Here is a 25,788-nt window from a genome sequence, read left to right on the forward strand (position 1 = left end):
GAGCCAGATTTTCCAACAGCCCGGCATACACCCGCCAGCCGGGATCGTCTTGATACATCTGAATTTCCGAGCCGATAATTCCCTGTTCTTTGGCGACCGAACTTTCGGAAAAGAACGGTTCTTGAACAAAATCCAGCAAAATCTGCAGATTCTTGGTTAACTGCGTCGTCGCCGAAAACAGGAAACTGGTTTTGGTTGCGCTGGTAAACGCATTGGCCGAGGCCCCAGTCTCACCAAAAAGATCAAAGGCATCATGGTCTTCTTTTTCAAAGAGTTTGTGCTCTAGAAAATGCGCAATACCGGCCGGGTAAGTGACCATTTTCTTACCATCTGGGGCAAATCGTGTATCGATCGCGCCATAGTCCGTGGTCATAATCGCATAACTTTTGTGATACGCCGGCCGCGGTACGACCTGGAGTCGCAAACCATTGGGCAGCGTTGTCGTGACCAAGGTTTCATCAACATCGCTAAAATATTGCGTCTTCATTCGCTGTCCTCCCCAGTCAGAAAATATGTGGCTTGAAGTTTCATGCCGGCTGCTGCTTCCTGAACCGCTTGGCGATCCACCGCCTGAATACGGCGCGCAAAGCTTTCAAAGTCTTGAGGGGCATCTGGCACCAATAGCTGATACAGCGCCTGATTGGTTAAAAACCGCGGGCTGTCGTACGCTGCCCGTTGATGATCCAAAATCCCGTCTTTAACCGACTGCAAAAGCTTATCGGAAAAGTCGCCGTTAACCACCGCGGTCAGTTGCTGCTGAATCAAGTCGGCCACTTGATCATGGGCTTTACCTTCGATCCCGGTTTGAACCAACATCAGGCCCCGGAAAGCGTCTAACATCGAGCTTGCGTAATATGCTAAGCTGGCTTTTTCACGTACATTGGTGAATAAAAGCGACAGGCTGGATCCGCCAAATAATTCTTCGGCCACTAACGCAGCAGTATACTTGGGACCCATCAAATCCGTTGTGATATGGTAAGCCAGGTCAAATTTGGCCTGTTGTGCCACAACGGTTTTCGTTTGGGTCAGCACTTCAGGGTGTGGAGGCAAATCAAAGGCAATCGTCGGCATCGTCCGGGCACGCGCTGCCAGCGGCCAATCAGCAAACAGCTCCTCTACCTGTTGTTCCTGCACATCTCCCAGAACCGTGATAATCACTTGATCCTGACTCATCAGTTGATGATAATAGTCCGTCAAATCTGCCGCCGTCAGCGGAGCTAAATCCTCCCGCGTACCAAAACTCGGAATGGCTTGATCGGGATCAACACCAAAATACAAGCGTTGCACACCCAACGCGGCCTGCGTCTGCCGGTCATCATCCAAACTAGCCAGATAGTGATCCAGATTCTCTTTTTCCCGATCAAAAGTCACCTGATCGAATTGATCATTGTGAAAATTCGGTGCAAAAAGAACCGACCGCAAAAAGGCGACTGCTTGCGGTAACAACGGTTGATCCGTAAACCGATCATCGACAGTGCTCATGGTGACGCCGATCCGGTGCAATCGGCCTTCCCGCGCCACGCCGATACTAAAGTTGGCGCCATACAGTGCCTCTAAATGGGCCGCCATCGCCGCTTGCGTCGGATACTGTTTACTGTTTGTTTCCAATAAACTGGTCAACAAAGTGCGCTTGGTGATCGTCGCGCGCCGCAATGGCGTCAAAAACTGAACATTAATACGTGTTGTTTTGAATTGGGTAGTTGGCAAAACAATGAGCCAAACTCCCGGCTTGATTTCTTTTTGCATAGTCTCCCTCATGACTGATTAGCATTGGTTGCCGATTCTGGTGTCGCAAAAACTTTTCGGGGCTTGCTGCCTTCGCTTGGGCCAACGATTTGATTAGCCTCAAGATCATCAATGAGTCGCGCCGCGCGATTATAGCCGATACGAAAACGCCGTTGCAACATGGATGTCGACGCACTCTGCTGAGCAATGACAAACGCCTTGGCATCATCGTATAACTCGTCTTCGGAATCACCTTGCTGCTCGGTTTCAACACTTTCCGTTGGTGTCATGCTTTCAACGTACGCCGGTGAGACCTGATCCGTAATCGCCTTAACGACCCGCTCCACATCAATCGATGGAATAAAGGCACCTTGAATTCGCAACGGTTTTGACGCCCCGATTGGCGAAAATAGCATGTCGCCGCGGCCAAGCAGCTTCTCTGCGCCGTTACTATCCAAAATTGTGCGCGAATCAATCCCGCTAGATGTGGCAAACGCAATCCGGGATGGAATGTTGGCCTTCATCAGCCCGGTGATCACGTCTACCGACGGACGCTGGGTCGCAATGATGACATGAATCCCAGCCGCACGCGCCATCTGCGCAAGCCGGACAATCGCGGTTTCAATTTCATGACCGGCAACCATCATCAAATCGCTCAATTCATCGATAATGACAACGATATACGGCATTTTTGTCTGCCCGCTGGCCGGATCAGCTGCGACTTTTTGATTAAATTCCTTCATGTTACGGACACCGGCTGCCGCAAATCGTTGATACCGCTCGTCCATAGCCGTTAAAATTTTATTCAACGCACTCGGCGCTTTTTTAGCTTCAGTGACCACTGGCGTCAACAGATGTGGCACGCCATTGTAAACCGACAACTCAACGCGCTTAGGATCAATCAACATTAAACGGACATCAGTCGGCTTTGTTCGCATGAGAATGCTTGTCAAAATGACATTAATCATCACCGATTTACCGGAACCGGTTGCCCCGGCAATCAATAAATGCGGCATTTTAGTCAGATCAAACGTCACGACTTTCCCGTTGACATCGCGGCCAAGCGGCAAAACCAAGGGATGATCCGGTGCTTTTGGTGTTTCGGCCATCACTTCTTTAAAGCCGACTGTTGCAATATGCTGATTCGGCACCTCAATGCCAATCAGTGATTTCCCCGGAATCGGTGCTTCAATCCGAATGTCTTTGGCGGCCAGTGCCAAGGCCAGATCATCGGATAAATTCACTATCTTGGACACCTTCACGCCAACAGCTGGTTGAATCTCGTACTGGGTGATTGATGGGCCTAGCGTGGCACTTTTGACAGCCACCTTGACGCCAAAGCTTTCAAACGTATCTTTTAATTTGGTTCGATTGGTTTTAATCGCCTGATATTCAGCGCTTTGATCAACCGGCGGCGTTGCCGTTAGCATGTTTAAACTCGGCAGTTGATAATCCGCTGCAGGCATGTCTGAATCTGGATCGTGAACAGCGGCGGGTTTCTGGATCGCCGATGAAACATGCGGTGCTGCTGAACTCGGCGAGGCAACTTTTGTCGGCACCTCGCTTGGTGGGGCTGGCGGTACTGGCGCAGGTCCGTTAATTGTAAAATCATCTGTCCGTTCCGAAGCCGGCTCTGCCTGAGTATCAGCCGATACTGACACTGGCTTAGGCTTTGCCGCCGATGTTTTCGGTCGGGCGGCCGCTTTCTTGGCACGTTCTTTCTTTAAATCAATGAAGCTGCTATGAATTTGAAGTACCCCGCGCTTGCAAGCCTGCCCCAATGCTTGCAACCAGTTAAAAACCTGGTTAGCACCTACTCCCAAAAACACGAGTATGCCAGCGACAACGCCAAACCAGGCCAGAATCGTTGCACCAAGGCTGCTCAACAATGGCGCTAGCAGTGAGAAAAGGCTAGCTCCGAGTAAGCCGCCACCAACTTGAGAGGCAGTCGTCATCAGGCCGAAATCATTTTGCAGCAGCCGCCAAGTGGTCAAAAGATAATGGCTGTGAACATTTAAAGTCGCCATCGTGGTTGACGTCAACAAAACCAGCGCGGCAATGAGGACAATCGCCAGTCCTACCCACACATGGCGGGCAAGTTTAGGTAAGCGGTCAGCTAAAAGAAACCAAATGCCGGTCACAATCGTTGCGGCACTCACAACCAGGAAACTGTCGCCGACAACTAACCGAAAAACATTCGCCAACACTGTTCCAACCATTCCCAGACGGAAAAACGCCAGGCTTGAAAACACCACAAATAGCGCCCCAACCCAGCTCAGGGTGTGCTGCTGTTGTTTAGTTGGTCGCTTTTTGCGCGGACGCCTGCGCCCGCCGCGTTTTTGTGCCATGTGTTGATACTCCTTCCATTCCTGCCTATTATACACGAGCTGAAGCCGCAATTAAAAAAGGCAGCCACGCAGCCGCCTTTTTTGCTTCTTTAAGTATCAAATGCCATTAATGCTGGCCGGGTTGTTCATCGCTGGCTCCGAATTGCAGATTAACCCCTTGATCCAAAGCGACCGCTGTCACTTGATAAGTTAACGTTTCAATCGTTTCAACTAACGGCCGGCTAAGCTTACCCAGTTCTTCTTGCGGCAACTCATTGGCTTCACCAAAGTAGTCCATCACCTGAACGATCTGGGTAATCTTCCCTGAGATTTCAAAACCGCTATTGTCGGGAACAACGTCAAACGGGATCATCATCTCAAAAAGATTGCCTTTTTTCAGTTCTTCCTGTCTTTTGGGATCAGACCACTGAATCTGCCGCATCGCAACCTGTAAATCATTCTTAGCCGGGGTGTCTGATTTAACGAGATCATAATGAAATGATTCGACGGTAATTGGGTAACGTTTTGCTTCCATCTTCGCGCCTCCTAAAGGTAAGTTACTTCAGTTTATCATGTTGGTAAGTATGAACGGTCTCCAGTCCGGCAAACTGTTGCTGCCGCAGCGCCTCATATACTACCAGCGCCGCGCAGTTTGACAGGTTAAGTGCCCGGACATTTTCCGTCATTGGAATCCGCAAGCACTTGTCGGCATGTTGCCGCATGAAGCCCTCTGGCAATCCGGTGGTCTCTTTACCGAACAAAAAGTAATGATCCACATCGGCATTGGTATAATCGCGATCTGAGTATGTCTGATCGGCAAACTTAGTGATGAGATACAGGTGCCGCGGATCCGCGACTGTGCTCATAAAATCATCCAGGCTGTCGTGATAAATAATCCGCACCTTCGCCCAGTAATCCAAGCCAGCGCGACGCAAGTGCTTGTCGTCGGTTTCAAATCCCAACGGCTTGATGAGATGTAAGTAACTATTAGTTGCGGCACAAGTCCGCGCAATATTGCCGGTATTTGCCGGAATCAGCGGTTCAAATAAAACTATGTGATTCGCCATGTTATCGTCCCTTCAACACAAGTGCTTTCAGTGTAGCACACTTGCAGCGCACAGTCCGCCCGTATCACCGCAACTTTGTGGTCAGCGCCGACAATTTGTGACCTCGCCTTCTCCGTCGTTCCATGATCCAAAATGGCAAAACAACGAGAAGCTCTGAGCAAGTCCGTTTTTGGGCAACAAAAAAACGCATTGCTTCGGAGCGCACTCAGCGAAGCGATACGTTAGTGAAGTAATTTATCGCAAACTTTTATCAATTACCCAAAAGCTAGCCCTGATAAAAGCCCGAAATAAATAGCTTAAAATAATATTAACACCGGCTACCCCCGTTTTCAACCCCTTTACTTGACAAGATGTGCAACGATTAACAGATCGACTTCAATGTGAATACTTGAAAGCGGATTCGCGAGCATCGCGCGGCGACGTTCAGCCGGCGCCTGCCAAGACAATGGCGTCATCGTCAACAAATCAGCAAACTGAGCAGCTGCTAACGGAAAGTCATACGTAATTGGGTGAATCTCTGCTTGGGGAAAAGTCGCCAAAAAGCGATCCAGCACCGGGCGATTGTCGTAAGTTGCCTTGGCGGTTCCGGCGTACAACCCGGTCCGTAGTTCTTTGAGGTACCCAGCGCGCGGAATAATTTTCAACAACTGACCGTTCGGCCGCAACACCCGGCGAAATTCTTGATAGTTGCCAGGCGAAAAAATATCGGTCACCGTGTCAAAAGCAGCATCGACAAACGGCAAATGGGCCAAATCAGCCACCGCAAATAAAGCCGACGTCGCCAAACTACCGGCTAAATTAATCGCGGGCGCCGAGATGTCGAAGCCCACGGCCACCTGCTGCTTTTGCTCTGCCAAGTAAGCTGTCGGAGTGCCTTCCCCACAGCCAACATCCAGTAAGCGTTGATGCGGTTGCAAATGCACTGCCATGGCATCCAAAAACGGCTTGAACAAGCCGGCCGCAAGCATCCGCCGTCTAGCTGCCAACATCGTCGCTGTATATTCGGTTGCGACTTGCTGGCTTAAAAAGTTCACGGTCCCTTTGCGGCTAAAATCGCGGACGTGCGCTTGGGAACATACCAACGAGTCCTGTTCAACGCGCATGGCATTGCCGCATACCGGACAGGCAAAAAGCGGCTCCTGCTGCGCGGCTAATTGAATTTTTGCTTCACGTTTTCGCATTATTTTCCCTTCTGTACATTACTAGCGCTTGTTGTAAACTAAAAGAAAAAAGCCAAGGAGCGTGCCATGCTTTCAATTTATCGCTTTGATGAGAAATCCGGTCAGCTGAATCCGCAATCGCGTATTCGCCCCGGCGTCTGGATTAATGCTGTCAATCCCACACCGGAAGAGCGTCAGCAACTTCAGGATAAAGCCAACCTTTCAGAGGCTTTCCTACTGTACGGACTTGATCCTGATGAAGGTGCCCGTTATGAATTCGACGAGGACAATGACAGCCATCTGTTTATTTTCGATATGCCCACCGTCACGCGCGATGCCCGCAAAAAAGTCGTTTATAAAACGGGTCCGCTAGCCATCATTATCACCAACATCGCCGTGATCACGATCAATGAAGAGCCGATTCCGTTGCTGAGCCTGTTTTCTGAAGGGAAGATCAGTAACTTTAACCCTGAACACCAAAGCCGGTCCGTCATTCAAATTCTTTATCAAATTTCCATTAGTTACCTGACTTATCTGCGCGACTTGAACAAAGCCCGCGAAGCCATTGAAAGTAAACTTCAGCATAACCTGCGTAACGAAGAGCTTTATGGGTTGATGGGCATCCAACGTTCCTTGGTTTACTTCATGATGAGTCTTCGGACGGATCGTAATGTTTTGGAACAACTCAAACGAACCAACCCATTAAATCTCAACGAAGACGATCAGGATTCTTTAGAAGATACCCTTATCGAAAATCAACAGGCCGTTGAGATGGCGCAAATCAGCAATTCCATCATCAATGAAACCGCCGATACCTACTCGTCAATTATCAACAATAACATGAACGGCGTCATGAAGTTTTTAACTTCTTACTCGATTCTGCTGACAATCCCGACGCTGGTCTTCTCTTTTTACGGCATGAACGTCCATTTACCGCTGGCAGATATGAAAGTCAGTTGGATCATCACCATCGCCATCTCCATCGCGCTCGCCGTTGTTCTGGCCTTTCAATTTTGGCGCAACAAGTACTTTTGAGCGCGTCCTACCTAGCCGGGATCACCGGCTTTTCTTTTTCTCTGTGTAAAATCCGAACATTAAAAAGAAAATGATCTATTTTGATTGACTTTTACATTTGATTCGCGTATCTTAGCACTTGGTGTTTTGAATAACGCCAAAAATGCTTAACAATGTTCGGCTTTTGCGAAAGGATGAATCCGATGAACAACGGCATGCAGATTTTTGATTATGAAGACATTCAAATGATTCCCAACAAATGTGTGGTGCGCTCACGCAAAGAGGTTGATACCAGTGTGAAATTCGGCCCCCACACCTTTAAGATTCCGGTTGTTCCTGCCAATATGCAGACCATCATTGACGAACCTTTGGCGATCTGGCTGGCCGAACACGATTACTTCTACATTATGCACCGCTTTCAACCGGAGCGGCGCATGGATTTTGTCCGCGATATGAAGAAACGCGGCCTGATTGCTTCGATCAGTGTCGGCGTCAAAGATGAAGAATTTGATTTTATCGAAGCACTGGCAGCCAATGAATTGACCCCGGACTATATCACCATCGATATTGCCCATGGTCATGCCCAAATTGTGATTGACATGATTCAACATATCAAACACTACCTGCCAAATGCTTTTGTGATTGCTGGCAACGTGGGTACGCCCGAAGCTGTCCGCGAACTCGAAAACGCCGGCGCCGATGCAACCAAAGTCGGGATTGGCCCCGGTAAAGTCTGCATCACCAAATTAAAAACCGGTTTTGGGACCGGTGGCTGGCAGCTGGCTGCCGTTCGCTGGTGCGCAAAAGCCGCCCGTAAACCGATTATCGCTGACGGCGGCATTCGCAACAATGGCGATATTGCCAAGTCCATTCGGTTTGGTGCAACCATGTGCATGATCGGCTCCCTGTTTGCCGGTCATGAAGAAACACCGGGCAAACACGTCACGATTGATGGCAAAGAATACCAGGAATATTACGGTTCCGCATCGGAATATCAAAAAGGTACCCACCATAACGTTGAAGGTAAGAAGATTCTTTTGCCGGTGAAGGGTAAGATCGGTGACACGTTAAAAGAAATGCAGGAAGATCTGCAGTCTGCTGTTTCCTATGCTGGTGGTCGCGACCTTGAAGCCTTAACCAAAGTTGATTACGTGATCGTTAAAAACTCAATTTTTAATGGTGACCAATACTAAAAAGCTTACCTTTTGTAAGTATTGCGAGTCGACTGCGGCTGTGCTATGCTAAGTGGGTTGAACTGTTCGAATATAACCGTTAAAAAACAAACCACAAACAAGGAGTGATAGCATACATGGCTAAAAAGTCAAAGATTGCCAAAGAAAAAAAGATTGAAGCGACGATTGCCAAATACGCACCGCTGCGTGCCAAGTATAAGGCTGAGCACAATTATGCCGCATTGCAGGCGTTACCGCGAAATGCGTCCCCTGTTCGTGCCCATAGTCGTGATGAGCTTGATGGTCGGCCACATGCTTACATGCGTAAATTCAAGATGTCGCGTTTGAACTTCCGCGATTTGGCTCATAAAGGTCAGATCCCCGGCGTTCGCAAGGCATCATGGTAAAAAATGACACCTAGCTGGCTTGTCCCCCAAATCTTGGCGGAGCAAGCCGTGCTAGGTGTTTTTTTATGGGTGCGTTATGGAGAAACCGCTTAGGCTAATCCTGTGTTTCGTACAACAAGGTCGTGCCAACTTTAAAGGTCGGCCGGTGCGTAGGCTTGAGATAAATCGCGTTTTGCATCGGCTTATCTGCAGGCACATCCTGAAACAATAAGGTCACATGCCCGATTGCTTTCAGATTGCTAACGGCCAGTTGCCCGACATAGGTCATCGTAAAGGTTGTCTCGTCAATCGTTATCCGGTCGCCTGCTTGAATCGAAAACTGTGCAAGCGATGCGGGGTCAGCAAATTGCTGGATCACGGCGACATCACGCAATGCGTCCGTTGCTTGCGGCCCAAACAAAATAATCATGGGATCTTTTGAGCTCAAGGCATCCTTGCCAATTGCTGTTACTGTTGCCTTAAATTGCATATTAAAGCCTGCTTTCCATTATTGTTGAGCGTGAACTGGCACGTTATGACAGTCACGGTAAATAGCCATAAATTTTTGCACGTTCTTAAAGTGTGAAATACTCATTTTGACATCCTGGGAGAAATAACGCTGACGACTCAAGTACGCTAATCAACCCTTGCCGCCACACCCGGTACCCGTTATTTCCATTCAGGTCACGCTTTATATCATAGCATAAGCAAGGTCAAAACATGCTATACTCAACATAAATTCGAAAGGAGCAATCGGTTCATGAAGCAAAGACTCTTATTAGGCGGTTACACGCGCCATGGCGGTGCCGGTATCTACGCAGGTACCTTTGACGATACTCAGGGACAATTGGCCGCGCCTACCCCACTGATTTCCGATTTAGGCTCACCGACCTACTTAGCGGTGTCTGATGACAATATTTTATATGCCGTCGATGCAGAAGGTGATCAAGGCGGGGTTGCCAGCTATGATCTGAATACTAATCCTCCCCGCTTGATCAATCGGGTTTTGGCACCCGGCTCATCACCCGCCCATGTTTCCATCGATGAAAATCGTCAGCTCGTTTATGCCAGCAACTACCATGAAGGCCGTATTAATGTTTATAAAATCAACCGCGACCACAGTTTAACGGCCACGGATGAGGTCGTTCATTCAGGCAACGGCCCCCGTCCGGAACAGGATAGCGCCCACGTCCACTTTGCGGCAGTCACGCCAGATTTTCAGCGCCTAGCAGTTGTGGATCTTGGTAACGACACCTTGACGACCTATGCCGTTAGCGATGCCGGTAAACTCAGCGATCCCATCGTCTTCCATACCGAACCCGGATTTGGCCCGCGGCATATTGCCTTTAATCACAATCAGCCAATCGCCTATCTGCTTGGTGAGTTATCCAGCAAAGTCAGTGTTTTAAGCTACGACGCCGCTACCGGCAGCTTTGAGCTTATTACAACATTGCCAACCATCCCGGCCGACTATACCGACCACAATGGCGCAGCGGCCATTCGCCTCAGCAGTGACCAACGTTTTCTTTACGTCTCTAACCGCGGTTTCAACAGCTTAACGGTCTTTGCTGTCAGCCCCGATGGCCGCAATTTGACGCAACTGCAGCAAATCAGCACAGCTGGTGACTTTCCGCGCGATTTTAATTTCGATCTGACAGAACGTTACATCCTTGCCGTCAATCAAAATACCAGCAACGGAACCTTATACAGCCGCGATCCGAAAACCGGCACACTCACAGAACAGCAACGCGACATTCCAACACCGGAAGCTGTTAATGTCTTGTTCTTAGCGGATAAGTAGTGGATTTTTTAACTCGCGTGGGACTTGCTTAATTACCACATATTATGAGTGGCTGAGTCATAATTCATACAACAATATAAAAGCAAACGCACTCCATACGGTTGTTGTGAGCGCGTTTGCTTTTTGCTTTCCCAGGAGTAATTCGTTAGTAATGTTAAGATATCAGTGCCAAAGCGGAGCAATCGTAGGCCAGATGGGGCTCAGCCGTGGAATTGTTGTTGGTGGGGCGCTCTTTGCCCCGCCTACAACAAGGCCGAGCTTCGAAACCGCGGGCTTTGCGGGTTCGAAGTCGTGCCCACAGCGTTCCAGCCCCAGCTGGCCGGAGATTGCGGAGTTTGGCGCGGCCTCGAACTTATTGTCTGACCTTTTTCTGTATCGTTCGGAAGTCGTTAAACTGTTAATGTTCTCACGGAATCGTGGATCAACTTTTTCAACGGCACTCACGCCGTACCTATCTTCAACCACCTTCTTTTCAGTCGAACAACACCACCTACCACTGCCGCCGGATTCTGTAAGATCCCAATAAATTGCGGCTTCAATGTGGCAAGCAGGCAAAAACCTTGTATACTGTTAACATTGAGAATTGGAGGGTTATTATGTTTGATATTATTAAGGCCGTGATTATCGGGATCGTCGAAGGGCTGACGGAATTTCTCCCGATAAGTTCCACCGGCCACATTGACCTGGTTGATCAGGTCGTTAAGTTGTCCCAGGGACGCGAATTCATGAACATGTTTGAATACGTCATTCAGTTCGGTGCGATTTTGGCCGTCATTCTATTATATTTCAATAAGCTGAATCCATTTTCTAAGCCAACCGTTAAGGAACAAAACGCAACCTGGCAATTATGGGCAAAAGTCATCATCGCGGTTTTGCCTTCCGTTGTTGTTGGCCTGCCGCTCAACGACTGGATGGATAAACATTTACATACACCACTGGTCGTTGCCACTACTTTAATCGTCTACGGGGTTTTGTTCATCATCGTTGAAAACTACCTCAAAAATAAACCGTCACACATCACGACATTGGCTGACATCACTTACCAAACCGCGCTGTTGATCGGTCTTTTCCAGGTTCTGTCAATTGTCCCTGGCACTTCCCGCTCCGGCGCAACGATCCTGGGAGCCTTATTAATCGGTACATCCCGGTATGTTGCGACCGAGTTTTCCTTTTTCCTGGCGATTCCGACCATGGTAGGGGTATCGATTCTGAAAATCGGCAAGTACTTGTGGCAAGGCAACGGCTTCACCGGCGAACAGTGGATCGTCCTGCTCACCGGCTCTGTTGTTTCGTTCCTAGTTGCCATCGTCGCCATCAAGTGGCTGCTTAAATTCGTCCAGACACATGACTTTAAACCCTTTGGCTGGTACCGAATCGCGCTCGGTGCTATCGTGTTGCTTGTGATGTTCCTTTAATTATGCCATAGGAGGATGTTATGTTACGAGAAGTTGCTGTTGAAAATTATACGCATATTCCCCAAGCCTTAGCTGCTGGTGCCGATCGCATCGAACTTAACGATAATCTGGCGGTGGGCGGCACAACGGTTTCGAAAGGCGTTATGGCGGAAAGTGCAAAATATGTTCACGAACATGGTCGCAGCCTGGTGACCATGATTCGGCCACGGGGCGGAAACTTTGTCTACAATGACACCGAATTAAAGATAATGGAAGCCGACTTGTTTGAAGCCCAGGCACTCGGTGTTGACGGTGTTGCTTTTGGCGCCTTGACCGCAGATGGCCTGATTGACGAAGATGCAATGACCAGTCTGATTGCTGCGAGTGCCGGCATGAGTGTGGTTTTCCATATGGCCTTTGATGCCATCCCCGAAGACCAGCAACCGGCCGCTATCGACTGGCTGGCGGCCCATCATGTTGACCGCATTTTAACGCACGGCGGACCACTCACAACGCCGATTGAGGCCACCTTGCCCCACCTGCAAACGCTGATCGCCCACGCTGCAGATCAAATCACGATTCTTCCCGGCGGCGGGATCACCAGTCAAAATGCCGCAGCAATTGCCGACAAGTTAGGTGTTAAGGAGTTACACGGCACTAAGTTAATTCAATTTTAGATCAATCACTTTCACGTCCCGCCTGTGCTAGACGTGACTGAATAAAGCTACACTAAAATCGGTTCTCGGAACAAAAGGCCCACCAACACGCCTTTCGTCTCGGAACCGATTTTTTTGAGGCATTGATAAACTGCTTCGGACTAGCTCAAACCGGTTTTTCTTTTTAGATAACGCGCGGTATGATACTAGAGGGAAAAATGAAACGAGGGTTACGCATGATGCGAAAAATTTTTATCGGTATAATAGCATTCTTTGGACTTTTTACCTTATCCGGCTGCCAGAAAAAGGCCCAGCCGACTTACCTCAAAACGCCTTATACCCAAAACGAATTCGTGATGGGCACGACTTGTACCTTGACGATTTATGATAAAGGCAAAAAATCAGCATTAAAAGACGGTTTTGCCATGATTCATCATGTTGACGATGAAGCGACGCTGACCCGCGGTGGTTCGGTGCTTGATAAAATCAATGACAATGCCGGCATTAAACCGGTCAAAGTGCCAAAAGACTTCATGCCGCTATTGGAGAAAGCTTATTATTTTTCCAAAAACTCAAATGGCAGTTTTGATATGGCGATCGGTGCAGTGACGAATCTGTGGCAAATCGGCTTACCAGGGGCGCGGGTACCAGCGCAAAGCGAGATCGACCAAGCATTACCGCTGGTTAACTGGCGCGATGTCAAGCTTGATTCAAAGAACAACACCGCCTATCTCACCAAAAAAGGTATGCGCCTTGATTTCGGCGGCATTGCCAAAGGCTGGGTGGCTGATAAAGTCCGCGACGTGTTACGCAAAGACGGCGTCACCGCGGCCATTATCGATCTTGGCGGTAACGTGGTGGTCATGGGCCACTCGCCACTGGGGGCCAAACGCGACTGGCATGTGGGCATCCAGGATCCGACTGCTGCGCGCGGCACCGCTGTTGGCACCATTCCGGAAAGTGACGAATCGATTGTCACTGCCGGTACCTACGAGCAATATCTGATTTCCCACGGCCACAAATACATTTACCTTTTTGATCCTAAAACCGGCTATCCTTATGACAACAATCTAGCTTCAGTCACGATTGTTTCCAAAAAAAGCGTGGATGGTGATGCGCTGTCAAATGCCGCTTTTGATAAGGGATTGAAGGATGGCTTGCAGTATATGAATGCTAAAAATAGTCAGCACATCCAAGCCATTTTCATCACCAATGACAAAAAAATCTACTTAACCAACGGACTCAAGAAACAATTTAAATTTGATGCTGATTCGGGTTACCACAAAGGCAATTTCTAAGTTCGCGCTAAATACAATACGCCCAAAGTCAGTCACCGCTTGAGACTGACTTTGGGCGTATTTGCATGCGAAAATAGATGAATTTATTAACCGGAGTTCAGCAAAAAGTCCACTCATCCCCGCAGCGGCAACTGCAAACGCTCAGCCAGCCCCGCCATATCCTTTGGCAACGGTGCCTGTATATCCAGCCATTTCTTTTTCAGTGGCTGCCAGAAGCGCAGATGAGCGCAATGCAACGCCTGCCGTTCAAAGCTGACAGGTTGTCGGCTGTACAAATCGTCGCCAAACAACACGTGCCCGATCGCCGCAAAATGCACCCGAATCTGGTGTGTCCGACCGGTGTGCAACGTCACCAACACAGCCGCGGCCTGCGAAGTCTGCGCCAGCGTTCGATATTCGGTCACGGATGGCTTGCCAGTCGTGCTCACGATTCGCCGCATATAAAAGCCTTGGCTCACCCCAATCGGCAACACGATCCACCCATGGGCAGGCAACGGCGACTTAGCGGTAACAATTGCCACATATTGCTTCAAGAAAGCCTCACTATGCAGTTGCCGATCCAGCAGACTATGCGCCAGACTGTGCTTGGCAAATACCATTAAACCGCTGGTATCCCGATCTAACCTAGTGACAACGTGTACCGCCTGACTTTCTGCATGGGTTTTGATCAAATATGCCTTGACCATATTAGCCATACTGTCATTTTTACGACCGATTGCCGGAATTGACGCAACGCCGGCTGGTTTGTTGACGACTAGATAATCATCATCCTCATAACAAATCGCCAGATCATGTGGGTACGGGACGACACTATCAGCCGCCTGTTCGGGAGCGGTTTGAACCAGGATTCGGTCGCCCGTGCGAATCCCATACGCGGTATTGCGTTGCCGTTTATTCACAAAAATAAAACCGCCTTGATAGTGGAGCTTTTTGAGTTGGGCACGGGAGAAACCCTGTTGTCTTAAAAAAGCCCCCAATTTAAGCGGCGGCCCTTCGTAATGCCATTCAAAACGCATTAATGTTTCGCTCCAATAAAAGCATCTTCGACCCGATCCCAAAAATGCATGTGCCGATAACGGGCAAAATGAATCCGCTCTTTGGCAATCTTATAACGAATCTGTTTGATCGTTGGCGGATTGATGACGAACTGATCGACTGTCATCACATAATCATCCCGACCAGTCGGCTCCAGTGTCACCCATTCATCAGGCGCCGTAATGATCGGTGAGCTGAGCGTCCGAAATACCCGATTATTAATCGATGCAATCTCGGTCACCTGAAGCGCGTCCAGCCGCGGATGCATGACGGCACCGCCGTTGGACTTGCTATAAGCCGTCGAACCGGTCGGCGTGGAAACACACAAGCCATCGCCTCGAAAACTCTCGAAGAAATCGCCTTTAATATAAACTTCTGTCCGCATCGTACCATTCAACCGCTTCAAAGTTGATTCATTAAGTGCCAAATAATGCGCACTCGTGGCATCCGCATACATGGCACGAACATCCAAAAGCGGATAGCTCACGCTTTGCCCGGAATCTTCTTTTAAGGCAATGACAAGGTCTTCAATTTCAAAATCACGCCAGTCCGTGTAAAATCCCAGATGACCGGTATGCACGCCAATAAAGCGAATGGTATCCAGTTGGTCGGCGTAGCGGTGAAAGGCCGACAACAACGTGCCATCACCGCCGATTGTGATGACAACATCAGGGTGCCGTTCATCCAGTTCAAAATGGCCGTTTTTTAACAGCTTAATTAACTTTTGGGCTGCCGTGATGGAGGCAGGTATGCTATTATGAAAAACCGTTACGCGCATCTTATTCATCCTTTTTACTGTCAGGCTTTTTTTCGTCAGTTGTATCGGGATACGGCTGTTGTCCCTTACCATAAACAAATAAATGTTGGGCTTCCTGAATTTCTTCGCGAATATCGGACATTTCCTTGTCAAGCATGAAGGAAGCCTCTGCCGCTCGCTTAAGCCGGGCTTTTAACGTGTCCGGAAATTCGCCATTGTATTTGTAATTCAGGCTGTGCTCGATCGTTGCCCAAAAATTCATCGACATGGTGCGAATCTGAACTTCGGCTAGAATCTTTTTTTCGCCGTGAATCAGCTGCACCGGATACTCAATCACAACATGGTAGCTGCGGTAGCCGGAAGGTTTCACATTGGTTACGTAATCCCGTTCTTCGACGATTTTCATATCCGTCCGTTGACGAAGCAGATCGACCACCTGATAAATGTCTTCCACAAATTGGCACATAATTCGCAGACCAGCAATGTCTTGCATATCCTGTTCCAAAAGCTCATCGCTAATGAACCGACGACTCTGCTTCTCAATAATCGAACTGACCGGTTTAACCCGTCCCGTCACGAATTCAATGGGTGTATGCTCATTGGCCTGTTGAAATTGTTTACGCATGCCACGAAATTTAATCTTTAATTCCCCGACCGCTTGTTCATATGGCATTAAGAAACTGTCCCAGTCTCTTTGCATTACTGGCCCTCCCATACTAAACTCTAATAATGTGGTATGTTTGTCAGCTAACAAGTCAAAGCTTAATTGTTTGACTTGTTGATAGTTGCCGACAGCACTCACGACCACCATTCTATCATATTTTTGGCATGTAACCGGTGCCGTTGCGTTTGGAGGCAACCCATGGCTATTTCCCGCGAACAGGAATTTAAAACTTGTTTAACCAAAACCGCATTTCTGGCGATTTTGAATCATTTTGAGTTTGACCCGGCTTTTTCCCAAATGAACACCTATTATGACACAGCTGACGGTGCTGTCAAAGCGGCACGTCTTGGCTTGCGGATTCGCCAGTTTGCCGACCATGCCGAGCAAACGCTGAAGGTTCCCAACGACAGTCAGCATCGTGATCTTCAGGAAATTACCGATCCGCTCACATCGATGGAAGCGCAAAATTTAATTGAACGGGGTGATCTTAAGCCCGGCCAGGTCACCCAAGCATTGGCAGCCCGCCACATTGACCCGGCAAGCGTCCATCCGCAAACACAAGCCAAAACAACCAGACGACTCGCCCATCTGCCGGCTGGCTTGTTAACACTCGATCAGACCTTTTATATCGACCAAACTTCCGATTTTGAATTGGAAATGGAGTATCAAAACCTAGATGAAGCCAAAAAATTCTACGATAACTTGCTACAGAATTTTCACATAAAAAAACAACCTGTCATCAATAAAGTACAACGTGCATATGAGCATGTGCATGATTCACAAGCTAAATAATTGTTACTTGCGCGATTTCTGATAAAGTAAGTGTAGAAATTTGTTGCCAGCACATTGGAGGCCAAGACCGTGTTAGAAATTTTTCTTTTTTTCAATCCGATTGGCAGTATCTGTCTGAGTACAGAACAAAAGCTGCTACACCAACTGGATAAATTCCAACAAGAGGTAAAAGTTCATTTTGTTCCGGTTCTCAATCTGGACATTATTGAACAATTCATGCAGTACGAACAATTAAACGTTCACAGCCTTGCCAAACGAAATCAATTGTTGCGTGCCGCTTATAACCTCGCATTGGATTATAAAGCGGCCCAGTACCAAGGCAATAAGAAGGCGCGCATGTTGCTGTTGCGATTACAACAACACGCGCCACTGGTTCAGTATCAATACGATGCCGCCTTCGTTGCCAAAATGCTGACGAAATGTCATTTAGATCATGAAATGTTTTACGAGGATCGGCAGCGCACCGAAGTCAAAATGGGGTTTGATTCCGATCAGCGTACTGCCAACCAGATGGGTATTACGCAGACCCCTTCCCTTGTCATTGTGGACACAGACCGCGCCGTTGATGACGGTCATGCTATCTTAATCGAGCAAATCAGTGATGCCAATCTCATTCCGCAACTTTGTGACCTCATCAGAACAGATCCGGCCCGATTCTTCACTGAACAACCGGAGAATATGGGCGGTCATTTTCGATTCTTTTAAACGCCTCTAACGTCGTCACCCACCTTCACGATTAAGCGACCTGGCTTGATAACTGGCAGGTTGCTTAGCTGATCGGTTTCATCTGGCAGCAAACAGTTTAGCTGAATAGTTCTATGGTGTACTTGGGACTTTGCGATCATGCAAGGTCCTTTTTATATGAGCGTGAGCCAGCCCGTTTAGAAGCTGGAGTGTAAGGCTCTTTTACTCCAGCGAACGTGTTACGGCGTGCGTTGAGTCAGGCTAAGTTTAGGCCGTCGCGCACAAAGACTTTAACCATTAAACGCTGAATCCTTCATCCACAATCTTTCTCTGATGAGCGTGTTATGTTGACCAATTTCCGATCAATATCCGCAAACCATTGTGGCAATTGACGCCACCGATAACGCGAACCATCAAAGCCGATGAGGCCAGCATCTTTGATTAACGCCAGCCAATGGTCAGCAAGCACCTTGGCAAGCGTCCCCACTGGTAACAAAGGCGTCCAAACATCTGGTAACGCGCTTACCCAGAAACGCTGGCTTTGCGCTGCTGTGAAGCTCCGACCTTCAAATATCAGTAGCCACTGAATCCGCAACCGTAATTCTGGAACGCCAAAATGCCGCAGCGGATGCGGTTGGTTATGAACCACCCAGGGAGCACCTTGCAAATTATGCCGTCTTTCATATGCCAATGCTTGGAGACGCATCCATGGCCGAGCGCGCTTCTGCAAGCTTAAAGCAATTTGTCTGGCCTGACGATAGCCATCAACTGATTCGGACTGCCATTGTTGGCTTGGCGAGTTGTCGTGCGCATAGTGCGTCCAAAGCCGACCTTTGTCTTTTAGCTGTAACCGCGATAAAGTCCCAATCTTTACGTTTAAGTACCACAACGTTAACCGATCATTTTCCAGCGTCAAGAATTTGCGGGCTTGTCTTTTCCCTTGTGAATCGTGGTACCGACGTCCTAAGATCCAACTCACTTGCCAGCCACGGCGATGATACATCGTCGTCCGCTTCTTTAAATCAGGAATACTCAACGGGCTTGCCTGAAATTCCAACACTTTAGGTGGTTGTTGGTGAATCAGAATATCGGCACGCTGGCGGATCGCGGCATCATAGTATTCTAATGTTGCCGGTCGCTCATGCTGACGCAGCCAGGTTGCCAACCAGCTTTTCCCGGCCAGATGTTCAGCGCTTTCCGGTTCGCCTTCACCAATTGGCCGCTGACGATGGGCAAAGTGCGCCGGCAGTACAACGCCATTTTTGATGAACACCCGTTGTTGGCAAAGCGGACAATGAAAGCGACCGCCAGCCAATTGACGCGCCTGGCGATGACTGGTTAATGTGATGCGGCGATTGTTCTCGTCTAACGCTACAAACATCATTTTCACCTCGTCTACAGATTACGCCAACAATCAAAAATGCCTTGTCCTTCCGCTAATCAGCGGTTGGACAAGACATTTTGATGACTAGCTATCGAAAAAGTAAACTCTCTATACAAAACTGAAAAAGCCAGCCGAATTAATTTTTAAAACTATGAATCGGCGCCGGAATCCGCCCGCCGCGGTTGATGAACTGAGTGGCATCGCCGTCATTGACTGCCATGATCGGAGCCGTACCGAAAAGTCCGCCGAATTCTACCTGTTCGCCTACGTGTTTACCTGGTACAGGAATGAGGCGAACCGCCGTGGTTTTATTGTTAATCATGCCAATCGCCGCCTCGTCGGCAATCATGCCGCTAATCGTGGTATCCGGTGTATCACCCGGAACTGCCACCATATCCAGTCCGACCGAGCAAACGGCCGTCATTGCTTCCAACTTTTCCAAACTGATCTGGCCGTTAGCTGCGGCCGTAATCATGTTTGCGTCTTCGGATACTGGAATAAAGGCGCCTGACAAACCGCCGACCCGTTCTGCTGCCATAATGCCGCCTTTTTTCACGGCATCATTAAGCAGGGCGAGGGCTGCCGTTGTTCCCGGTGTGCCAACATGACTGAGGCCCATCGTCTCTAAAATCTGGGCCACCGAATCGCCTTGAGCTGGGGTTGGTGCGAGACTTAGGTCAACAATATTAAACGGTACTTTTAGCCGTTCAGCTGCCACCTTACCCACAAATTGTCCCATTCGTGAAACTTTAAACGCGGTCTGTTTAATGGTTTCACAGACGCCTTCAAAGCTGGTATTTGGTTCGGCTGCTAACGCTCGTTGCACAACCCCGGGCCCGGAAACACCGGTATTAATCGCCACGTCACCTTCAGAAACACCCCAGAAAGCACCGGCCATAAACGGATTATCTTCAACGGCATTACAGAAGATCACCAGTTTCATCGCATTCTGTGGCTTACGAGCGGCGACCTGCTTGACCACCGTACCCATTAGCTTCACGGCATCCATGTTCAAGCCACTGCGAGTGCTGCCAATATTGACCGAGGCACAAACCCGTTCTGTCGTTGCCAGCACCTCTGGCAAACTTTTCATCAAAGCGACTTCCGCATCTGTACTGCCATTTTGAACCAAAGCCGAATAGCCGCCGATTAAGTCGACGCCCAGGTCTTTCGCTGCCCGATCCATTGCCTTGGCAACCGGACGAAAATCCAACGTTGGGTCAGCACCTGCCAATAGACTGACCGGTGTCACGCTGATACGTTTATTGACAATCGGAATGCCGTACTCATCACTAATGGCCTCCGCAACCGGAACAAGTTTGGCAGCTTTGCGCATGATTTTGGCATAAACGTGATCGGCCGTTGTCTGTAAATCGCCGGTCACACAATCCAGCAAGGAAATTCCCATCGTGATGGTACGAATATCCAGGTTTTCCTCGCTGATCATTTCAATTGTTTCTTTAATCTGTTGCGTTTCCATGATTACTCCCTCATTGATCTAATTGGTGGTGATTAAAGCCGATGCATGGCATCAAAAATTTCTTGGCGGGAAACTTTAATCTCCACACCGATCTTGTCGCCTAAAGCCGTCAGATGCTGCTTAACAGACTTAAAGCTGGCATCATCCGGGATCTTGGCAAGTAGCATCATGGTAAAAGCGCCTCGCATGATGGTTTGTGACACATCCAAAATATTGACGTTCAAGTCGGCCAATGCCGTTGTCACTTGGGCAATGATCCCGACTTTATCAGTTCCAATAACGGTTACGATGACTTGCATGATTTGTCCTCTCTCTAAAAAGCTTTATTTTGATTGATGCTTAAAATGATGTCTCATTTTACCATAATCCGCCTCGCAACTTGGAGAGATCTTCAAATACTTAGACCTTAGCATCGGTAAATTATTTTCCCAATCAAACTATCTTATGATTCAAGTCAGCACTGAACCAATGCCGTGATAAACTAAATCGTGGAGGCAGAAAATGAAAGTCGTTAAATATTTTGCGGCACTGCTTGGCATGGTGCTATTCGCATTCGCGTTAAGTCAGGTGCATCCCGATCACAATGCACCTTTAACCAGTGATACTCGCGCCAACATTTGGGTGCTGAGCGATACCCATTTCATCGCGCCCAGTTTGCACGATGAGCGCACCGCTTACACTGAAATCAAGAAATCCGCTGCCGGTAAGGACATGGATTATCAACCGGTAGCCGTTCATGCCCTGGTGCAAAGTGCGCTTAAGGCGCGGCCAACAGCTGTGGTCATCACCGGTGACGTGACGTTTAATGGTGAAAAAGCCAGCACGGAAAGCTTGATGCGGCGCTTACAGCCACTTGTCGATAACGGGACTAAGGTTTTGATCATTCCCGGTAACCATGACATTTACGACGGCTGGGCGCGTGCATACAAAGGCAAGCAACAGCTGATGACCGAGCAAATCAGCCCTAACGACTGGCGGCAAATTTTTCATACCAGTTACGCACAGGCGGCAGCGCAGGATCCGAACAGTCTGAGCTATCGCGTGAATCTGAACCACCAATACCAGTTATTGCTACTCGACAGCAATATTTACACGATTGAGCCATCCAATCGCCCGCCTAACACAGGTGGCAAACTCTCGCCGCAAACGTTGAGTTGGGTTCGCCAACAGCTTGCCATCGGGGCTCATGCCCATCGCAAGTCAATTGTTTTCATGCATCACAACCTTTATAACCACAATGAAGCTGTGAATGAGGGCTATGTTTTAGACGATAGTGATGCGTTAAAGAAGTTACTGACCAAATATCATGTTCCAATCTTGTTTTCCGGTCATATCCACGCCCAGGACATCAGTCGTGATCCCACTGGTCAATGCCCAACGATTGAGGTGGTCAGCGGTGCCTTTTCAGTCAGCCCGGCAAGTTATGGCATTGTCAGTTTCAGTCCGAATAAAATTACTTATCAGAAAAAAGCTACGAATCTAACGCCTTACCTGACGTCTGCGCAACGAAAAAATCCTGATTTATTGCATTATCAACGATACTTAAAACGTCTCTTCCTTCAAGATGGTGAAGGTTTGGCATATGGTGATTTGATGGACAACGGTGTGACCAATGAACACGATTTGGATGCGGCGGCCAGACTGATGGGGATCCTTAACTGGCGCTTTTTCACAGGTGATGATCACCCGAACAAAGCTGAACTCAAGCGTCTTCATGCCGATCCGGGGTGGGCTGTCCTCGAACGCTCGCCGATGTTGCGTCGTTATCTTAAAACCATTGTGCAGGATCACAATCTAAACGATCAGCATCTTGTCATCAAACATCCCTAATATTGTTTATCGGCAATGTTTCATTTTGTAAAAAGCAGGCCTTAGCGTCAACGCCAAAAGCGTTACTCTAAAGCCTGCTTTTAGCAGTACTGATGAACGAATGGCTTCTTGAGACTAGGATCACAATTGCGGCTGGCTTAAATGCTCTGTTAACCGAGTGATCGCTTTAGCAACGAGTTTCGGATCAGTGGCGAGGTTCAAGCGAATATACGTCGCCGTTTTGGGCGAGAACCATGCACCGTAGTCAACTGCCAAACCACAGATACCCTCAACAAAGGCTTTGATGTGGTCAGGTGCCACATATGCACCAATATCAACATAGGCTAAATAAGTCCCTTGAAGATCGGCAACAGTCGCTTTGGGAGCCGCCTGCGCTAAACCATCCAACAATTGCCGGTAGTTATACCGAACCACCTGAAGAACCTGATCCAGCCACGCAGCGCCATGCCGATAAGCAGCCTCGCCTGCGACCTGCCCCATCAAGCTGGTATCAACCGGATGCAGCTGTTTGATAAAGTCGTCATACTTGGCGCGCAGGTTTTCGTCTGGAATGATGATATGTGAGTTCAGCAGCGCAGCAAGATTGAACGTTTTCGAAGGGGCATTCAACACCACGAGATTTTGGCGGGCTTTGCCTTCCGCCACCTGCAAGGCTGACGTAAATTTAGGGCCGCTGACTTCAAGGTCGCCATGGATCTCATCCGAAACCACCGTGATATCATGCTGACTGGTAATCGCAAACAGCCGAGTTAATTCGTCCCGCGTCCAAATTCGTCCCACTGGATTATGCGGCGAACACAGAATCATCGCTTTAATGTGGGTTGTTGCCAGCGTCTCTTCCAATTGATCGAAATCCATTCGCCAGCCATCGGCAGTTAATTGCAGATCAACCGAAACTACGCGGCGGCCGAGGTCTTTGATCGCATTCATGAATGGATAATAAACCGGCTGCATGATTAAAACCGGGTCGCCGGGGTCGGTCAGCCAGTTGACCATGGCATATAACGACTTTACCACCCCGACGCCAAACCGCATCCATTCCGGTTCGACTGTCACCCCATGGCGTTCTTTTTGCCAATTTATGAACGCATCATAATACGATTGTGGACGGATGGAGTAGCCAAACGTCCCTTCCTGTACGCGGGCGGTTAGGGCATCCAAGACCGCTTGCGGCGCCTTGAACTCCGTATCGGCAATCCACATTGGCAACAAGTCATCCCGGCCAAACTCTTCTTTTAAGCCATCCCACTTGACGGCATTACTATTTCGCCGATCAACCAAGTGTGCATCAACAAAGGCTGCAACGTCAGCTGGCAATTCTTCCATCAACGATCCCTGCTTTCTTGCTTTTGTTGCCATTGTACGCATCCATTCAGGGTGTGTCCACCGCGTTCAAGTCGCCATGACCCGCTAACGGCATACCGTTACTCAAGCAAGAACCTCTTTCAACGCCGGCTCAATCGCTTCAGGCGTTGTTTTCGGGGCGAATCGTTTCACAACCCGGCCATCGCGATCAACGAGAAACTTCGTGAAGTTCCATTTAATCGACTTCCCCAACTCACCAGGCGCTTCGGTTTTAAGATATTTGAAAAGTGGGGCCGTGTGCGCACCGTTAACTTTGATAAGCTGATGCATCGGAAAACTAACCCCATACTTCATTCGGCACGCCTCTGCCGCTGCATGACCGTCTGCCAACTCCTGTTTGAATTGATCAGAAGGGAACCCTAAGACGACAAACCCCTTATCTTTGTACTTTTTATATAGTTTTTCCAAACCGTCAAATTGCGGGGCAAACCCGCATTTAGTCGCCGTGTTCACGATCAGCAAGGGTTGCCCTTTATACTTGCTCAATGAATACTCTGCGCCATCTTCCAAAGTTGCATCGAAATCATAAATTGACATAGTTGGTCCGCCTTTCTTAATCAGAGTTGATGCCTTATACTAACACTTTTGGCGAAACAAACGGTACCGAAAAAATTCTTAAAACTTTTGCTTGCGTGGCCTACGCGCTTCCGCTATAATCATTTATGTTGTTGCCGCGATGGCGGAACTGGCAGACGCGCAGTGTTCAGGTCGCTGTGGGATTTATTCCCGTGCAGGTTCGATTCCTGTTCGCGGCATTTCATAGGATATTTTAGACTTCTTTAGAAAATGAAATGCCTATATATCAACGTTTTAGCCCTCTTAGGTTACCTTAGGAGGGCTTTGTTTTTGTTTTCAGGGGGGACAAAATAAGCCTCCCTGAGCAAAGGAAGCGAATCATCGAGACTGTGTAGACTGGAACTAAAACTGCTTGGCTCAAATACGATCAAAAATTGCAAAAATGTAAATGATTCCTAAAATAAGCTCGAACGTCCATCGTCAATACTGCATCTAAGACTCACGCCACCTTGTATCTTTATAAATCACTTATCTTTTTTGTGAATAGGTGTTGACCGTTTGCTGTAATATATGGATGGGTGTGTCCATTGTTCGAGTTTTCTGGGCGCTTCATCACCAGTTGCGAAAAACCGTTATTTGTATAAAATTCACGTAAATGAGGTTCATCGTCAACTTCAACGTATAAAACAAGTCCACCAACCACTTCATTTGCAACTTTTATAGTTTTATACGCCAAACTCAATAATTCTGCCCCAGTAATAAGATGAATGTCATGATACTGAAAGTTTAATCCAAGCTGCCCTAGTAATATCGAAGAAACGGCGTAATTCTCTTGCTCTGTCCTGTAGCCCATCGGCATCAGCTTGCGTTGCACAGACTTCGAAAGTCCACGCCAATTCTTCTTTGATATGGTCAGTGGTTTAGATGAAATAGAAAAATAACCAACAAGCACACTTCTACCTTTGTACGAACTGAACACAAGTGTTGTCCGTGCTAGCGAGATTTTTTCAAACTCAATGCAACGCTCATGTAAGAAATTTTCTACGTCTTTATTGATTGAAGTAAAAGAGGAGAGGCTCTCACGAACCTGCTCCTCAGGATACTTTTTTATAATTCCATTTAGAGAAACGAGATCAAGGGCCAACTTTCGTCCTCTCATGTCCACTACCAAAAAAAGAATCAAATTTGGCAGTTTTACTTAAGTCAGTGCTTGAGTAGTGTCGAACCTTTTGTGTCACCTCAACATCAACGCGCTTAGACTGTTGTAACGCATTAGCCAAA

At 48.3% G+C, this 25,788-nt stretch carries 26 protein-coding genes, 1 tRNA gene and 1 pseudogene; 12 read left to right on the forward strand and 16 right to left on the reverse strand.

Going from position 1 to position 25,788, the window contains the following annotated elements; translation table 11 throughout:
- The 6 genes from yfmH to GSO_RS04560 all read right to left on the reverse strand — a co-directional run.
- Positions 1–487, reverse strand: a 487-nt coding sequence (gene yfmH / locus GSO_RS04535) for an EF-P 5-aminopentanol modification-associated protein YfmH (RefSeq protein WP_010489464.1), incomplete at its 3' end; no start/stop codon positions are given.
- Complete coding sequence (gene yfmF / locus GSO_RS04540; protein ID WP_010489466.1) at positions 484–1,746, reverse strand: EF-P 5-aminopentanol modification-associated protein YfmF; 1,263 nt, start codon at positions 1,744–1,746, stop codon at positions 484–486. The genes yfmH and yfmF, both read right to left, overlap by 4 nt.
- 8 nt (positions 1,747–1,754) lie before the next feature.
- The gene (locus tag GSO_RS04545; protein ID WP_010489468.1) at positions 1,755–4,073 is read right to left on the reverse strand and encodes an FtsK/SpoIIIE family DNA translocase; all 2,319 of its coding nucleotides are present in this window, start codon (positions 4,071–4,073) and stop codon (positions 1,755–1,757) included.
- 106 nt (positions 4,074–4,179) lie between these two features.
- Positions 4,180–4,587, reverse strand: coding sequence for a DUF1149 family protein (locus GSO_RS04550; protein ID WP_010489470.1), 408 nt, complete (start codon positions 4,585–4,587; stop codon positions 4,180–4,182).
- 22 nt (positions 4,588–4,609) lie between these two features.
- On the reverse strand, positions 4,610–5,119 hold the full coding sequence (gene trmL / locus GSO_RS04555) for a tRNA (uridine(34)/cytosine(34)/5-carboxymethylaminomethyluridine(34)-2'-O)-methyltransferase TrmL (RefSeq protein WP_010489472.1): 510 nt from the start codon (positions 5,117–5,119) through the stop codon (positions 4,610–4,612).
- Positions 5,120–5,457: 338 nt separating this feature from the next.
- On the reverse strand, positions 5,458–6,300 hold the full coding sequence (locus GSO_RS04560; RefSeq protein WP_010489473.1) for a methyltransferase domain-containing protein: 843 nt from the start codon (positions 6,298–6,300) through the stop codon (positions 5,458–5,460).
- Between the two features lie 66 nt (positions 6,301–6,366).
- Between GSO_RS04560 and GSO_RS04565 the strand changes: the two genes are divergently transcribed.
- The 3 genes from GSO_RS04565 (at position 6,367) to rpsN (ending at position 8,872) form a co-directional block, all read left to right on the forward strand.
- On the forward strand, positions 6,367–7,314 hold the full coding sequence (locus GSO_RS04565; RefSeq protein ID WP_010489474.1) for a magnesium transporter CorA family protein: 948 nt from the start codon (positions 6,367–6,369) through the stop codon (positions 7,312–7,314).
- 194 nt (positions 7,315–7,508) lie between these two features.
- Positions 7,509–8,486, forward strand: coding sequence for a GMP reductase (locus tag GSO_RS04570; protein ID WP_044112599.1), 978 nt, complete (start codon positions 7,509–7,511; stop codon positions 8,484–8,486).
- Between the two features lie 116 nt (positions 8,487–8,602).
- On the forward strand, positions 8,603–8,872 hold the full coding sequence (gene rpsN / locus GSO_RS04575) for a 30S ribosomal protein S14 (protein ID WP_003564153.1): 270 nt from the start codon (positions 8,603–8,605) through the stop codon (positions 8,870–8,872).
- A 94-nt stretch (positions 8,873–8,966) separates the two neighbouring features.
- On the opposite strand, the gene GSO_RS04580 is transcribed toward rpsN, so the two are convergent.
- Positions 8,967–9,341 carry a PTS glucitol/sorbitol transporter subunit IIA gene (locus tag GSO_RS04580; protein ID WP_010489512.1) on the reverse strand — a complete coding sequence of 125 codons (375 nt, stop codon included), beginning with the start codon at positions 9,339–9,341 and terminating at the stop codon, positions 8,967–8,969.
- Between the two features lie 270 nt (positions 9,342–9,611).
- On the opposite strand from GSO_RS04580, the gene GSO_RS04585 reads away from it, so the two are divergent.
- From GSO_RS04585 to GSO_RS04600, 5 genes and pseudogenes are all read left to right on the forward strand, one after another.
- Positions 9,612–10,652 (forward strand): lactonase family protein, encoded by a 1,041-nt coding sequence (locus GSO_RS04585; protein ID WP_010489515.1) that lies wholly within the window; start codon positions 9,612–9,614, stop codon positions 10,650–10,652.
- Positions 10,653–10,817: 165 nt separating this feature from the next.
- Positions 10,818–11,053: pseudogene (locus tag GSO_RS18655) on the forward strand (hypothetical protein).
- 195 nt (positions 11,054–11,248) lie between these two features.
- Positions 11,249–12,067 (forward strand): undecaprenyl-diphosphate phosphatase, encoded by an 819-nt coding sequence (locus GSO_RS04590; RefSeq protein ID WP_010489519.1) that lies wholly within the window; start codon positions 11,249–11,251, stop codon positions 12,065–12,067.
- A gap of 20 nt (positions 12,068–12,087) precedes the next feature.
- Entirely contained in the window at positions 12,088–12,723 is a 636-nt protein-coding gene (locus GSO_RS04595; RefSeq protein ID WP_010489521.1) for a copper homeostasis protein CutC, read from the forward strand.
- A gap of 218 nt (positions 12,724–12,941) precedes the next feature.
- The gene (locus tag GSO_RS04600) at positions 12,942–14,000 is read left to right on the forward strand and encodes an FAD:protein FMN transferase (protein ID WP_010489523.1); all 1,059 of its coding nucleotides are present in this window, start codon (positions 12,942–12,944) and stop codon (positions 13,998–14,000) included.
- 113 nt (positions 14,001–14,113) lie between these two features.
- Here the strand turns inward: GSO_RS04600 and GSO_RS04605 are convergent, their stop codons facing one another.
- The 3 genes from GSO_RS04605 to yjbM are packed head-to-tail and all read right to left on the reverse strand — an operon-like array spanning position 14,114 to position 16,492.
- Positions 14,114–15,016: an RluA family pseudouridine synthase gene (locus tag GSO_RS04605; protein WP_010489525.1), complete on the reverse strand. Its 903-nt coding sequence runs from the start codon at positions 15,014–15,016 to the stop codon at positions 14,114–14,116.
- A complete protein-coding gene (locus GSO_RS04610) occupies positions 15,016–15,813 on the reverse strand; it encodes an NAD kinase (protein WP_010489527.1) in 798 nt (265 codons plus the stop codon). The genes GSO_RS04605 and GSO_RS04610 overlap by 1 nt, the downstream gene beginning before the upstream one ends.
- Position 15,814: 1 nt before the next feature.
- Positions 15,815–16,492: a GTP diphosphokinase gene (yjbM, locus tag GSO_RS04615; RefSeq protein WP_010489529.1), complete on the reverse strand. Its 678-nt coding sequence runs from the start codon at positions 16,490–16,492 to the stop codon at positions 15,815–15,817.
- Between the two features lie 162 nt (positions 16,493–16,654).
- Between yjbM and GSO_RS04620 the strand changes: the two genes are divergently transcribed.
- The gene (locus GSO_RS04620; RefSeq protein WP_010489531.1) at positions 16,655–17,248 is read left to right on the forward strand and encodes a CYTH domain-containing protein; all 594 of its coding nucleotides are present in this window, start codon (positions 16,655–16,657) and stop codon (positions 17,246–17,248) included.
- Positions 17,249–17,317: 69 nt separating this feature from the next.
- The gene (locus GSO_RS04625) at positions 17,318–17,953 is read left to right on the forward strand and encodes a DsbA family protein (RefSeq protein ID WP_010489533.1); all 636 of its coding nucleotides are present in this window, start codon (positions 17,318–17,320) and stop codon (positions 17,951–17,953) included.
- Between the two features lie 292 nt (positions 17,954–18,245).
- On the opposite strand, the gene GSO_RS04635 is transcribed toward GSO_RS04625, so the two are convergent.
- The 3 genes from GSO_RS04635 to GSO_RS04645 form a co-directional block, all read right to left on the reverse strand.
- Positions 18,246–19,313 (reverse strand): competence protein CoiA, encoded by a 1,068-nt coding sequence (locus GSO_RS04635; protein WP_010489534.1) that lies wholly within the window; start codon positions 19,311–19,313, stop codon positions 18,246–18,248.
- 139 nt (positions 19,314–19,452) lie between these two features.
- The gene (locus GSO_RS04640; protein WP_010489535.1) at positions 19,453–20,796 is read right to left on the reverse strand and encodes a PFL family protein; all 1,344 of its coding nucleotides are present in this window, start codon (positions 20,794–20,796) and stop codon (positions 19,453–19,455) included.
- Between the two features lie 32 nt (positions 20,797–20,828).
- Entirely contained in the window at positions 20,829–21,095 is a 267-nt protein-coding gene (locus tag GSO_RS04645) for an ACT domain-containing protein (protein ID WP_010489536.1), read from the reverse strand.
- Positions 21,096–21,297: 202 nt separating this feature from the next.
- Here GSO_RS04645 and GSO_RS04650 point away from each other — a divergent pair, with 202 nt between their 5' ends.
- Positions 21,298–22,626: a metallophosphoesterase gene (locus GSO_RS04650; protein WP_010489537.1), complete on the forward strand. Its 1,329-nt coding sequence runs from the start codon at positions 21,298–21,300 to the stop codon at positions 22,624–22,626.
- A 120-nt stretch (positions 22,627–22,746) separates the two neighbouring features.
- Here GSO_RS04650 and GSO_RS04655 read toward each other — a convergent pair whose 3' ends face one another.
- Together GSO_RS04655 and GSO_RS04660 are read right to left on the reverse strand one after the other, a co-directional pair.
- Positions 22,747–23,952 (reverse strand): MalY/PatB family protein, encoded by a 1,206-nt coding sequence (locus GSO_RS04655; protein WP_010489538.1) that lies wholly within the window; start codon positions 23,950–23,952, stop codon positions 22,747–22,749.
- Between the two features lie 102 nt (positions 23,953–24,054).
- The gene (locus tag GSO_RS04660; RefSeq protein ID WP_010489539.1) at positions 24,055–24,528 is read right to left on the reverse strand and encodes a glutathione peroxidase; all 474 of its coding nucleotides are present in this window, start codon (positions 24,526–24,528) and stop codon (positions 24,055–24,057) included.
- 133 nt (positions 24,529–24,661) lie between these two features.
- On the opposite strand from GSO_RS04660, the gene GSO_RS04665 reads away from it, so the two are divergent.
- A tRNA-Leu gene (locus GSO_RS04665) sits at positions 24,662–24,746 on the forward strand.
- A 278-nt stretch (positions 24,747–25,024) separates the two neighbouring features.
- On the opposite strand, the gene GSO_RS15560 is transcribed toward GSO_RS04665, so the two are convergent.
- The gene (locus GSO_RS15560; RefSeq protein ID WP_010489540.1) at positions 25,025–25,651 is read right to left on the reverse strand and encodes a hypothetical protein; all 627 of its coding nucleotides are present in this window, start codon (positions 25,649–25,651) and stop codon (positions 25,025–25,027) included.
- Positions 25,652–25,788 lie beyond the last annotated feature (137 nt).

The sequence above is a fragment of the Lacticaseibacillus zeae DSM 20178 = KCTC 3804 genome (assembly GCF_000260435.1).
In the GTDB taxonomy this organism is placed as follows: domain Bacteria; phylum Bacillota; class Bacilli; order Lactobacillales; family Lactobacillaceae; genus Lacticaseibacillus; species Lacticaseibacillus zeae.

Coding starts and splice junctions, on each gene's coding strand:
- GSO_RS04640 (WP_010489535.1), bottom strand. CDS start 20,796: ATGGAAACGCAACAGATTAAAGAAACAATTGAAATGATCAGCGAGGAA.
- trmL (WP_010489472.1), bottom strand. CDS start 5,119: ATGGCGAATCACATAGTTTTATTTGAACCGCTGATTCCGGCAAATACC.
- GSO_RS04650 (WP_010489537.1), top strand. CDS start 21,298: ATGAAAGTCGTTAAATATTTTGCGGCACTGCTTGGCATGGTGCTATTC.
- GSO_RS04600 (WP_010489523.1), top strand. CDS start 12,942: ATGCGAAAAATTTTTATCGGTATAATAGCATTCTTTGGACTTTTTACC.
- GSO_RS04595 (WP_010489521.1), top strand. CDS start 12,088: ATGTTACGAGAAGTTGCTGTTGAAAATTATACGCATATTCCCCAAGCC.
- yjbM (WP_010489529.1), bottom strand. CDS start 16,492: ATGCAAAGAGACTGGGACAGTTTCTTAATGCCATATGAACAAGCGGTC.
- GSO_RS04560 (WP_010489473.1), bottom strand. CDS start 6,300: ATGCGAAAACGTGAAGCAAAAATTCAATTAGCCGCGCAGCAGGAGCCG.
- GSO_RS04590 (WP_010489519.1), top strand. CDS start 11,249: ATGTTTGATATTATTAAGGCCGTGATTATCGGGATCGTCGAAGGGCTG.
- yfmF (WP_010489466.1), bottom strand. CDS start 1,746: ATGCAAAAAGAAATCAAGCCGGGAGTTTGGCTCATTGTTTTGCCAACT.
- GSO_RS04635 (WP_010489534.1), bottom strand. CDS start 19,313: ATGTTTGTAGCGTTAGACGAGAACAATCGCCGCATCACATTAACCAGT.
- GSO_RS04565 (WP_010489474.1), top strand. CDS start 6,367: ATGCTTTCAATTTATCGCTTTGATGAGAAATCCGGTCAGCTGAATCCG.
- GSO_RS04655 (WP_010489538.1), bottom strand. CDS start 23,952: ATGGAAGAATTGCCAGCTGACGTTGCAGCCTTTGTTGATGCACACTTG.
- GSO_RS04580 (WP_010489512.1), bottom strand. CDS start 9,341: ATGCAATTTAAGGCAACAGTAACAGCAATTGGCAAGGATGCCTTGAGC.
- GSO_RS04610 (WP_010489527.1), bottom strand. CDS start 15,813: ATGCGCGTAACGGTTTTTCATAATAGCATACCTGCCTCCATCACGGCA.
- rpsN (WP_003564153.1), top strand. CDS start 8,603: ATGGCTAAAAAGTCAAAGATTGCCAAAGAAAAAAAGATTGAAGCGACG.
- GSO_RS04605 (WP_010489525.1), bottom strand. CDS start 15,016: ATGCGTTTTGAATGGCATTACGAAGGGCCGCCGCTTAAATTGGGGGCT.
- GSO_RS04550 (WP_010489470.1), bottom strand. CDS start 4,587: ATGGAAGCAAAACGTTACCCAATTACCGTCGAATCATTTCATTATGAT.
- GSO_RS04585 (WP_010489515.1), top strand. CDS start 9,612: ATGAAGCAAAGACTCTTATTAGGCGGTTACACGCGCCATGGCGGTGCC.
- GSO_RS04660 (WP_010489539.1), bottom strand. CDS start 24,528: ATGTCAATTTATGATTTCGATGCAACTTTGGAAGATGGCGCAGAGTAT.
- GSO_RS04570 (WP_044112599.1), top strand. CDS start 7,509: ATGCAGATTTTTGATTATGAAGACATTCAAATGATTCCCAACAAATGT.
- GSO_RS04545 (WP_010489468.1), bottom strand. CDS start 4,073: ATGGCACAAAAACGCGGCGGGCGCAGGCGTCCGCGCAAAAAGCGACCA.
- GSO_RS04620 (WP_010489531.1), top strand. CDS start 16,655: ATGGCTATTTCCCGCGAACAGGAATTTAAAACTTGTTTAACCAAAACC.
- GSO_RS04645 (WP_010489536.1), bottom strand. CDS start 21,095: ATGCAAGTCATCGTAACCGTTATTGGAACTGATAAAGTCGGGATCATT.